The sequence below is a fragment of the Streptomyces sp. NPDC058741 genome, assembly GCF_042746715.1.
Lineage (GTDB): Bacteria > Actinomycetota > Actinomycetes > Streptomycetales > Streptomycetaceae > Streptomyces.
The window spans coordinates 175099-187134 of record NZ_JBHYQH010000004.1; the positions used below are offsets into that span (position 1 = coordinate 175099).

Here is a 12036-nt window from a genome sequence, read left to right on the forward strand (position 1 = left end):
CGGTGACCACCCCCCGTGCCGGAGTTCCGGTCAGTCGGAGGACTGTTCCGTGGCTGTGTGGGACGTGCCCCGGTGTGCTCGGAGGAGCCGGTGTTGCTCAGGGGTCAGGTCGACCTCCCCGATGGGGATTTTGTCACCGAGCAGGGCCGCGTGGGTGGCCTGGGACAGAGTGGGCGTCACTCCGATGATGCCGAGTTCCGTGAGCGTGACCATTCCCTCCGCCGGTGTCACGGGCGGGGGAACCGGGGGCCCGGACGTGGTGGAGGTGGCAGCGGTCTCGCCGTCGCCGTACGCGGGGACGGTCGGGGTCGCGCTGCTCGCGTCGTAGTGGTCCCTGCCGTTGTAGTGGATCTCAATCACTCGGGACGCGCTGCTGGGACCGACCCGCCGCGTGTCGGCCAGCCGACCCTCGAAAGCCACCTCGACCCTGGCGTCGAAGGTGTGGGCGAGCAGGGGCAGGAACACCTCGCCGATGTCGCTGAGGTAGCAGTCCTTCCAACGGGACACGGCGTCCAGGACCGTACGTGTCTCCGCGGTGTCCAGGGGCGCCGTACTCGTCGGGTACACGGCGGCCAGCTCCGCGCGCAGGCCCCCCTGCGACCGGTCGACCAGCGTCTCCGCGTCCACACCGTGGTGCGCGAGCAGAGAGACGAGCCCGGCCCGGTGCATTCGCGCGATCCGGTCCGCGAACTGCGTCACCGTCGACATGCGCAGCTGCCCGACGACGGAGTGGGGCAACCGCCCTTCGCTCGCCGTCAGGTAGGTTTCGACGGCCTCGCGCATCGCGTCGACGACGCCGGTCTCCGGACCGCCCGGGTAGTACTGGGTCGCGGACCTGACCACCGCGCGGTGGCTCAGGTCCCCGCGTACGCCACTCGGGTCGCCGAGCCAGGCGTACGCGTCGGGGTGGGACTCCGCCAGGCCGGGCAGCCGGCTGCGTATGTGAGCCGGGTCGCTCGCCATGAGCGAGAAGAAGAGGCACTCGCCGGTGCCGGGGACCCGCACCGGCCGTCCCCTCGCCGCGTCGGAAGGGCGCGGAGCGGCGGGCGGGTCCTGTTCCGGCTCCGGCTCACCGGTCACCGGCATGCGCTTCGGATCGTCGGACCGGGGCCCGGTCCCCGGCACGCCGGAGACGGACCCGACCGTCCCGTCCGCCGGATCGGCCCCTTCCCCCGCGGGCTGTGCCGTCCCGCCTGACGTCGCCGAGGGCGCCTTCGTCTCCGCACCGGACTCGTCCGTCACCTCCACCACCGCCTCCGGTACCGCAAGCTGGTAGTGGCGGCCGACCAGGCTCAGCACGACACGCGGCCTCGGGCCTTCTGACCGTACGTCCAGGGAGCCCGCCAGGTGCCCGGTCGGGTCGGGCTGGCCCGGCCCGAAGTCCTGGAAGCGCCCTTCGCCGTCGACGACCGTGATGTCCACGCCGAACGTCCGGGCAGCCAGCACCGGCAGCAGGTCCGCGGCCCCGTGGTCCCAGCCCACCTCGCCCTGCGCGTCGCCCGGGCGCATCAGCTGGGCGACGGCCAGCGCGGCCCGGGCCTCGGGGTACAAGGTCACGGAGTGCGGCATCAGACCCCCGAGTCCGTCGAACTCGCGTCCTGCGGGGGTGCCTTCACCCAGCGGCCCGGACCCACGCAGCCCCGCCCCGGTTGCTTCGGCGTCGCTGAACGTGTCGGTCTCGTCCGGAGCGACGGAGTCGAGCAGGTCCGCGTCCGACGGGTCCATGAGCCGGGCTGCGAGCGCCCGTCGCGTCGTGTCCACCGCTGCTCGCCGGTCCGCGATGTCCACCCCCAGGTCGGTGAGCAGGTGCGGCGCGCTCCTGCTCAGCCCTTCCACGAGGGCGTGCAGGAAGGCGTCCCCGTCCTTCGGCACGTCGTGCAACGCATACGTGACGTGGTCGGGCGAGACCAGCCGGGCGCCGTCACCGGTGCCGGTCCTGGTGTACACCGCCGGCCGCGGTGCGGCCCGCTGCCCGGGTGGCGGAGGAGCCACGGCCGGCTTGCGGTAGCTCACGGCCGGCGGCTCCGGCCGTCCCGCGAGACGGGCCAGACCCTCGGCGGTCGCCGCCTCCTGATGCCAGCGGGTGAGCTGGTCGGTCGCCGCGCGCACCCGGTGGTACTCGGCTGCCGCGGTCTCCGCCGTCGTCCTCAGCGCGTCGAGCAGAGCGCGCCGGTTGTCGAACGCCCTGACGGCGGCATCGCGCCGGCCGGTGGCCGCCGCGACCCGGAGCGCCGCTGCGGCCACCGCCTCCTCCGCCCTGGTCACCTCGCGGCCGGCCTCCTCCGCGGGCCTCCGCAGGACGGCGACCCGGGCCTCGACGGACCGCAGTTCTTCCTCGGCAGCGGCAAGCGACCGGCGGCCCTCGGTGATCTGCTCACGCAGCAGCTCCGCCCAGCCGTCGTGAGCGGCCTCACCGGCGGACTCCACAGCCGCCGCGAGGTCGGACCGTGCCGCTTCGACCTGCTCGCGCAGTGCGTCCCGGAGGGCTGTCGCCGCGGCCAGGGCGTCGCGGGGCGCCCGGGCGGCCCGGACGGCTGCCTCCAGGCGCCGGCCGTCCCCTTCGGCGGCTGTCTGCGCGTCCGCGAGGGTGATCTGCGTGGCGTCCCGCTCCTCCTTCAGGCCGATCGCCGGGCGCCGCTTCTTCCAGTACGCCTTGTCCGCGTCGACCCACGCCTTGCTCGCCGCGGCGACGGCATCCCACGCGGCGGCCACCCGGGCGGGGAAGTTCGTGTCGTCGATCAGTCCGAGTTCCCTGGCGACGTCGTCCCTGACCCAGGCCAGGGCGTACGCCTGGGAGCTCACGGCCTTGGGCCCGGGCCGGACGTGGCCGAAGGTCCCGCCGACGAAGCGGCCCACCCGGGTGTCCTTGAGACCCCGCCGTACGTCGGCGACGCTCAGCCAGGAGGTGGGGACGGCGAACAGGAACACCCGCCCCGTCTTGGGCTTGGTGTTGATGGAGGTCAGCTGGTCCGCCGAGGTGGGCAGCGCCTCACCCTCGGCGGCGTACGGCCCCGTGCCCGACCCGCCCAGCTGGTGGAGGCCGGTCTTGTCGGAGCTGATGAGCACGCCCGCCCCGAGCGCGGAGTCCTGGGTGTTCTCCCGGCCCACGGACGCCGCGGCACCTGCCCCGCTCCGCCGGAGTACCTCCATCTTCTTGCCGTCGGCGACGGTCAGCAGCCGGGCACGGCTGAAGTCGGGCTTGGCGTACAGGTCGAGCTGAGCCCGCTCGTCGCCGGCGATGTTCTTCTCGCTCAGCCCCGGGACGCCGTACCCCTGCGGGGTGGCCGCCCGGTGGTAGTACGCCGTCAGAGCGGCGTTGCCGGTGGCGTCTTCCAGCGCCTGGGCCGATCCGGTGCCCAGCCGGGTCAGCCCGGTGTCCCTGGCCCGGCGCGGCGCGTCGGGCCCGTCCATGGAGAAGCCGGCGTCGTAGGAGAGGGCGAGCGCATAGGTGTTCGCGACCTGGATGTCGGCGAGACCGACGATACGGCGCACGTCGAAGCCGTTCTCGGGGAAGTGGAAGGGCTTCAGTGCGCCGTCCCCGTGCGGTGTGTCAGGCCCCAGCGTGTACGCCGGGGGTTCCTGCCGGGGTGCGGCGAGACCGGTCAGTCGGGGCGCCTCCAACTGTCCGTCGTCCGGACCGGTCTCGGGTGTCATCAGGCTCATCGGGACGTGCTCGCGCAGCGTCCCGGCGGGGCCCTCCTCGGTGAGGACCTGCTTCCCGCGGAACCGGTCGAACCGGGCCCGCACCGGACCCCGTTGCCCGGAGGGCGGATCGTCGGCCTCCAGCGTGATCCGCAGGGTGTAGGGCGTCGCGATCTCCGCGTACGGTTCTGTCGAAGCCACGCGGAACACGGTCAAAGTCGATTCGGTACGGCTCTCGCCGCTGGTCTTCCGCCCGGAGCCGGTCTCCGTGAATGTGGGGCCCGCGGCCACCGCCGTGGCGTTCTCCGTGTGGACCGCCTCACCGACGAGGTACCCGAACTCGGCGCCCTCCGTGGACTCCACGCCCTCGGTGACGGTCTCGATCGCCCGCCGGTTCTCCTCCATCTCCACACTGTGGTCCAGCATCGTGAACACGGCTTCGCCGGGAACGAGTTGGACCCTGATCCGGACCTGCCGCCTCCCCAGGCGGACGCTGTGCCAGCCCCACGCCCCGGTGCGGGCCGGGACCGACGTCCCGCCACCCGTCATCTCCTTGTCCAGGGCACGCATGACCCGGGACGAGACCAGGGTGCGTACGCGTTCCAGGCCCGCGTCGTCGAGGCCGAGCGTGGCCACCCGCCGCTCGAACGCGGCCAGTACCGCGGACGGGTCCAGCGCGTTGACGGCGTACGTACCGAAGTTGTTGTCCCCGAGCCATGGTTGCGGGGACCAGCGCTCGCGGGTGTAACGCGGCACCTCACCCATGCCGTCGTCGATCAGCCCTACCAGGTGCGCGCTCTTCTCCGGCACATGGGCGAGCCAGCCGCCGGGCACACTCGTCATCCGCCCGGCCGCCGAGGCCAGCCAGCCGGGCACGAGCGGCCGGCCCACGGCGGCGGAGCCCAGCAGGCTGGACGCCAGCGCCAGCCAGTGCTCGGCGGTGCCCGACACCAGCACCTGGTGGCCGAAGCCCTTGCGGTTCATGTCGTGGACGAAGGAGCGGGTCACCGTCCTGCTCCTCTGGTCGGACCGCGACCAGGGGCTGGCGACGAGACCGTACGTGCCCAGCAGCCCGGGCCCGGCCGCGTGGGAGCTGGCGTAGACCAGCTGTCCGCCGGTGAAGAAGGTACGGGCCTTGGTGAGCTTCCCCGCCGACTGGCCGCTGCCGCCGAGCACCATCTCCGTGTCCATCGGCACCGCTCCGGTCAGCGCCCGGATGCCGTCCACCGCCGTGAGGTGCCGGAAGGTCGCCCAGAGGGTGGCGTAGGGGCCCTTGCCCATCAGCCCCGACGCACTCCACCCCAGCGGCCCGGAACTCTGGTCGAAGTTGGCCGTCAGGTACTGGGCCTGGAACGCCCGGAGCACGGCTTCACGGGTGGGCGCCCCCTCCTCGGTGAGCTGCCATGCCCCGCCCGACCCGGAGGTCATGACCTGACCGAGCGCCGCAAGGAGTGCGGGGGAGGGAACCACACCGACGGTCAGGAACGGATGGTTCTGCAGCTCCCGGAACATCCGCGAGCCCCGGCCGTCCGGTGTGACCGGGCCCGCTTCGCCCATCAGGTCGGCGGCGCGCACCAGGCCGCCGGGCCGGGACAGGTCGCCCAGGGCCAGCGCCCGCGCCCGCTCGGGCCGCAGGACGCGCACCGGCTGCGTGGCAACGGCCGCGTACGGGTCAGCCGTCCCCCGGCCGTGCGGGTCCACGGCGGGGGCGTGCGAACCGGGGATGCTGATGAGCACCTGCCCCCTCAGTGGTCCGCCACCGACCCCGCGCCCACCGGACGTGGTGCCGATGAGCACGTCCCTCGGCTGCCGGAAGACGAACGGCTGGGTCCCCAGCAGCCCCAGCGTCGCGGTTCCGCGCAGCAGCCCGCGGAAGCGCCAGTACCCGCCGCGGTCCACGGTGAGCGAAAGGTCGTAACGGTACAGGTGCGAAGGTCCGGCACTCACCGCCATCGGCTCGTATGTGGCCGTCGCACCGAAGCCGGTCTCCTCGTCGGCCTGCCATCCCGCGCGTACACCCGCACTCGGCCCGCCGGCGTTGTGCGGGGCACCGATGTCGTCAGCCAGCGGGTCACGAAACGCGATCAGCCCCTCGACCCCCAACTCCCCGAGGCGCTTGGCGCTCTTCTGCCCGTCCACCCGCTCCACACCGACCGAGCTGTAGCGCAGCCTGAAGTCGTCCTGCCCGCCCACGAAACGACGGTTGGTCAGCTCCCCCCGCAGCCATATGTAGCGGTGGCCCTGCCCGATCCGGCCGGGTTCCTCGAAACGGACCCGGATCCCGGTCGTGGTCAGCGCCTCCAGATTCCCGGCCATGCTCCGGTGCGAGAGCGCGGCGAGCACCTCGAGGGTGTTGGCCAGTGCCGTGCGGTACTCGTCGTCGCTGCGCCAGAGGGAGGACACCGGAGGGGCGCCGGCGTCCGGCCCCGACGGGCCCAGCAGGGCCGCCGTCCGCTCCCGCCACGTCCTGCGCTGCGGGGGCGCCAACTGGTCGAGCCGTGCGACGAGTCCGGGATAGGCCGCCGCGAGCGCCGTCAGCACCTCGTCGGCGAACGTGTCCAGAAGGGTGCGGGGCTGCCCGGCCGGGCCCGGCCCGCCCGTCCTCCTGCCGTCGGCGAAGGTGAACTCCTCGACCCGGTGCATGCCCAGGGTGGGCGGCCGGTCCCGGGTCAGGTACGCGGGGGCGAACGGCTCGGGCCCCCCTGCCCGCAGCGCACGCCGCAGCCCGTCGTCCCACCCGGCCAGCCGCCGCGCCTCCGTGCGGGTCATCCGGTCGACGCTCCATGTGTGGAACCGCCCGGCCCGTCCGGTGCTGCCGCTGAGCTGGACGTGGACCGTCTTGCGCACCAGGTACAGACCGGTGGGATCGCCCTTGACCTGGCCGGCCGACTTGACCGCCCCCGAGCCGCCGAGTCCCGCGGTGCGCGACACGGAGAAGAGATAGCGGAACGCCCCGCCGAACTGGAGCCGGAGGTTCAGGAAACCGTCCGCCAGGTCGAAGAAGTTGAAGGCCGGGCCCGCGACCCCGTCGATGCCGATCGCCGCCGACTTCTGAAGACTGCGCTCGTTGCGCACCGTCAGGGTGTTGATGTCGCGCATCTCGGCGTCGGCCGTCTCGGTGATCAGTGTCGCCCGCCCCGGCACGACGTCGACGACGAACACACCGAGAGGCGTACGGACCTTGTCGTCGGCGAACAGCGGGACGGTGGTGACGCGGCCTCTGGACAGGGCCGGACTCTGTCGTTGAAAGCTCAACGAGGAAAAGAAGGAGTTGAGTTCTTTGTAGGCGGTGCTGCCTGGCGCCACTCCGATCTCGGCCGCGGCCCAATCCCGTATCTGTGAGACGGGCCCGAACCCCTCCGTCCGCACCAGCCGGTAGGACGATTGCCGGTCGAGCTCCAGGGAGCGGGGGATCCGCCCGGGGACGGCCTTCGTCTTCGTCACACTGTCCTGCAGCCGCACGGACAGCCCGTCCCGCATCGCGAATCCGAAGACGGCGGGCGCGGTGCCGGTCACGGTCCGGCCCTGTGCGTCGGTCACCCGCAGCTCGTAGTACACGTGGTCCAGGTAGACCCGGGAGCCGTCCAGAGCGCGGGTCTCCGTCTGGGTCGTGCCGTGCTCGGTCTGTCCGTACGCCACCCGGTCGGTCCAGCCCAGCCGTAGACCTATCCGCCCGAAGCCGCTGAAGGCCACCGCCCCCACCGGTCCGACCGGCCCGCCCAGCGCCAGCTGGGTCACCGACTGCATGGTCTTGCTCTGCCCCGTCACCCCCACCGACCGGTGCATCCCGTCCACCTTCACAGGACTGCCGTACGTATCGGGGAACTGCTCCCACTCTCCGTAGTGGCGCACAGTGAGCGCCAGCATGCGCACACTGCCGTCCTCGGCCGTGTAGGGAAAGACGCGTCCGTCCCCAGCCAGCGTCTTGGGCTCGTGCGTGAACGCGTACGCGACATCGTCCATCAGGGCGGATCCGGCCGGGCGGCCCTTCCTCGACGGTGCCGGACGCACGGTGTCGCCGACCTGCGACAGCACCCGGCCGATCTCCGCCAGTGCCTGCTGCCTGCCGCGCAGGACGAGGTCGCTGTGCCCGAAGGTCATGCCACCCAGGACCAGGGGGAGCGGAACGTCGGACGGCGCGTTCGCGAGAAGTTCCACGACGTCGTCGATGTAGGCGGGCATCCGGGTGCCGTTGCCGAAGTCCACCGGCTCCCGCCGCCCGCCGAGCGGCCGGGGCATGTCCCGGTCCAGGACGGGCGGCCTGGTGCCGGGCAGGACGGGTGCGTACGGTTCCGCACCGGCTGTGGCCGGCCGCACGGCGGTCGGGGCGCCGGTGGGGGCCGCGGCGGAGGCGGCTGGGCCCGGGGCCGGAGCCGGGGCCGGAGCCGGGGCCGGAGCCGGGGTCGCGGCCGAGGCCGGCGTCGAGGGTGTGGAGCCGGTGGTGGGCCTGACAGCGGGCGGGTCCCCGATGTGTGCCGCGATCAGGTGCAGGTGACGCCCGCGCAGGCCGCCCTGGGCGAGCTCTTCGGGTGCGGGACGCCGGTAGTCCCCCATAAGGCTTCCTCGGACGTCCGGGCGATGAGGTGCGACGGCGTGCCGGGACTCGTCGCGCAGACCGAGCATGTGCGCGATCTCGTGCGCGTAGTCGACGGCATCCCCGTCCGCCCACCACGCGGACCGCGTCATCTGCCGGTCGCGGCCGATGAGGCGGACGTTGAGACCGTGCGGGTGCGGATCGTGCTCGACCTGCTCCAGGCTCACGTGCAGCAGGTCGCCGTTCGGCAGCCGGTGACCGGGGGCGTTGAACAGCGCCTCGACCCCGGCGAGGGCCTTCTCCCACACGCCCTGCGGCAGCCCGCCGGAACCGCCGACGCCGACCTGGACCGTCAGGTCGGTGAAAAGTTCGCCGCCTGCCTCGAAACGCCGTACGTCGAACTTCGACTGCACCACGAACTGGGTCGTGCGGCCGGGCCGTTGCGGGTCGGGAGGCGTCGACAGCGGATCGACCCAGGTGGACGAGCGGGTGTACGGTACCGCGCCGGCACGCACCGCCTCCCAGGCGGGTGACCCTGGGCCTCCGGGCCCGCCCGCGCCGGCCGCCCGGGCCACGCCGACGACCTCCGGACCGTCCGGTGCCCCCGCCCCCGTCGGCTCCTGCTGCCCGGCGGACCGGATGCCCGGCGACGGCGGTGCGGGAGGGGCGGGCGAAGGAGCGGACGCATCCGGGCCGGATACGGGTGCGGCGGCGGCCGTCGGAGCCGTGGACGACGGGGGAACGGGGGAGGGAAGGCCCGGCGCGCCCGCTGCCGATGTGGGGGGATCCGACGACGGCGGTGCCACGGCCGGGGCGGCTTCCGGGAGTTCGGGCGGTGCGTGTGCCGGTGCGGGGGCAGGTCCGTGCGCCGCCGTCGGGACACCGGCGGCCCCCGGGGCGTCGGTTCCGGCGCGGGCGGCGTGGGAGGCGGGGGCCCCGCTGCCGGTGGTCTCGGAACGGGCAGGGAGCTCCTGACCGTGGCCATCGGCCGGACCCGTCCGGTCCGCGTCGGGGACTCTCCCCACGGGCGGAGCGGAAGCGGTCGGGAGCGAACTGGTCGGGAATGACGTGGCCGGGGCAGAGGGGGCCGGTGAGGCGACGGGAGAGGACGGCGCCGCCGTGCGCGGCACGGTGGTCGCCTGCCCCGACGGCTCGCCGCCGAACTCGACGTCCCCGCCCTCACCGCTCAGCTCTCTCGCCCCGGCCGACCACTCCGGGCCCCCGACTGCCGCACCTCGCCCGGTGGTCGGGGGCCGTGCCGCCTCCGGGGCCGACGGTATGTCGGCGTCCACCGGCCACGGAGCGGGCGCATCCGCCTCGGAGCGCCCCGCCGTCCCCATCGCATGATTCGAGGTGGCCGGGACGAGTGGCGGCAGCCCGGTCCCCTGCGCGGCCGGACCTGAACCCGGCACGCCACCCCCGTGCGGAGCCGTGTCCCCCGTTCCGCTTCGGGCAGCGCCCGACGGCACCGGGGCAGGGGCTGTGACGGGCGTCGGGCCGGGCCCATGGGCCGTCCGCGGATACGCCGACGGGGCCGAGGACATCGCCGCAGGCGGTGTGGACGCCGTGGCGACCGTGGGCGTGGTGCCTACCGTGGCGGGCCCGGCCGGGGCCGACGGCAGGGTACCCGCCGGGGACGCGGGCGGCGCCACCGGTGACGACATCGGGGCAGCCACGGGCACGCTGGCCGCGGACACCGTGGACAGGGGCAGACCGTTCCCCCTGACGGTGGTGCCGGGACCCACTCCGGGCCCGGCGGACGACGGCACCCCACGCGTGCCCGGCGCACCGCCCCCGTCGGCAGCGTCCGATCGCGGCGGGTCGTTGAGCTCGCCGGGAGCCACCTCCGGGGCGAGGAACTTGTTGTTCAGCCGGAGTGCCGCTCCGCCGATCGCCGACTCGGCGTACATGCCGAACACCCCACTGGTGCCGGACCCCACGAAAGTCTCCCACGAGAACTCCCACGTCCCGTCGAAGGCTCCGGTGACCAGCACCTCCGCAAGGCTTTCACCGAGACCTGAGACGACGAAGGCCGCGGGGACGTCGTAGACGTCGTTGAGCCCCTCGGAGACGACGGGATGCCACTTCGTGACGTCTGTGTTCGGGTGGCCGCGGGAGGGGCCGCCACCGTTCCTGAACCAGTTCTTGAACGTGTTCGAGGCGCGTCCCAGGACGCTCTCGAAGAAGCCCCCGAAAGCACCGAACGCCGCAGCCTTACCGACGTCGCCCCAGTCGATGCCCGACGGTTTGCGGCCCGGCGGGTTGATCGCGATCTGGGCGAGGTTGACCGTCAGCATCTTGATCGCCTCAGCGAAGGCATCGCTGAGCGCGGGCGCGAGATGGGTCATCCGCAGCAGCCGGTCGATGATCATCAGCAGGGCCAGCCGGCTGCGGGCCCGCGCCAGCGCCATCTGGGAGACCGACGTACCGCCGGTGAAGAAAGCCAAGGCGGCCAGCACGGCGAGCTCGATCAGGAGCATGACGACCTCGGCGATGATCTCCCACTTCGACTCCTGGATCTTCATCGAGTAGTCGATCTGACCGCGCGCCAGGTCATCCAGCTGGTCGACGAACCCCTGGAGCCGGTCGGTTCCCCCGTCGTTCATCAGCAAGGACAGACCCTGGGTGTAGCCGCGCGCGACGTCCTGCGGAAGCGCGCGGCCGGCGTTGCGGACGGACTGCTTCACGGCGTCACGCAGTTCGAGTACGCGTTTCGCCAGGTCGAGGTAGAGCTCTCGGCTGTCCCAGGCCAGGTTTTCCCTGGCCTGTACCGGCATCTCACCGAGCAGGACCCAGAGCATCCTCCTGACGTCATCAGGAAAATCGATCTCCCGCACTCAGTGCTTCCCCTGCCCACCAGTGGCCTCAGGGCGCTCGTGGACCCTTCTCCCGTGGGCCTCGATCCGGTCGGTGACGTCGGCGCGGGTGCTCTCGATGTTCTCCAGATTGGTGAGCGTCGCCGAGACCAGCGCGTCCAGGGCCTCGTACAGTCCCTGGACGACGTCCGCGCAGTACGCGTTGTTCCGCTGGTACTGCGGCCGCACCTGGCGAGCGAAGTCGTCCGTCCAGCCGGGCCATGGCGTGTAGGCGCTCTCCTGCTGCCTGAAGTCCTGGACCATCCGCCTCGCCAGAGCGGGCAGGCTCTTCATCTCCTCGATACTGCGCCGCAGACCGCTCGGATCCGCCTCGTACACCCCGCTCACACCCGGTCCCCCTTCCGGGACAACGGCGCCCCGGGGCGCCCGCCACCGTGGAGGCCACCCGGACGCCCTGCTGCCCGACCGGTGCCTGACCGACCGTGGGCGGGCAGGCACGGGATCGTGAGATCGACCGCCCGTGCGTGAGCACGGACGGTCGGGCACGTTCCGGCCATCTGTGTGACGGTCATGGGCCCTCTCCTCCAGGAGCCGTGTACGCCCGGACCGACGTCGCCGGCCGAGATGCGGATCAAGCGGATCGTAAGCAATCAAGCCCCCCTCCCGAGGCTTCCCGAGCGGTGTGCGGACCGACCCTCGACCAGGATTCATGGGCGCGCTCCGGACCGTTGTCCGGCCGTTCACCACTCCCGGCCCATGCTTCGGTGGCACCCCTGTCTGGCCACCCCCGCACGCGGTTCTCCGCGGAACCCGCCCGCTGCGCCCCCGGCACCGCTCGGGACGACCGTCGACGTGCTGCGGCCCGGCCTCGTGCGTCCCGACGAGTACTCGCTCGGCGGGAGACCGCAGGGTTCGAGTCCGGTGGGCACTACGACAGCCGCCCCGGCCACCGGTTCGGTGCCGGGCACCGTCATCGCCGGCCACCGGACCCAGACGCGGGAGGTCGGTCGGCCGTCGCAGCCGATTTCTCCTCGAGACGGCCGG

The 12036-nt window shown here is 72.9% G+C and carries 2 protein-coding genes; both read right to left on the reverse strand.

All coding sequences use genetic code 11. The annotated features are described in order from the left end of the window. Positions 1-30 precede the first annotated feature (30 nt). Complete coding sequence (locus ACFW6P_RS05000; protein WP_386422950.1) at positions 31-10977, reverse strand: hypothetical protein; 10947 nt, start codon at positions 10975-10977, stop codon at positions 31-33. Positions 10978-11013: 36 nt separating this feature from the next. Further along, on the reverse strand, positions 11014-11379 hold the full coding sequence (locus ACFW6P_RS05005) for a hypothetical protein (protein WP_386350542.1): 366 nt from the start codon (positions 11377-11379) through the stop codon (positions 11014-11016). Between the last annotated feature and the right edge of the window lie 657 nt (positions 11380-12036).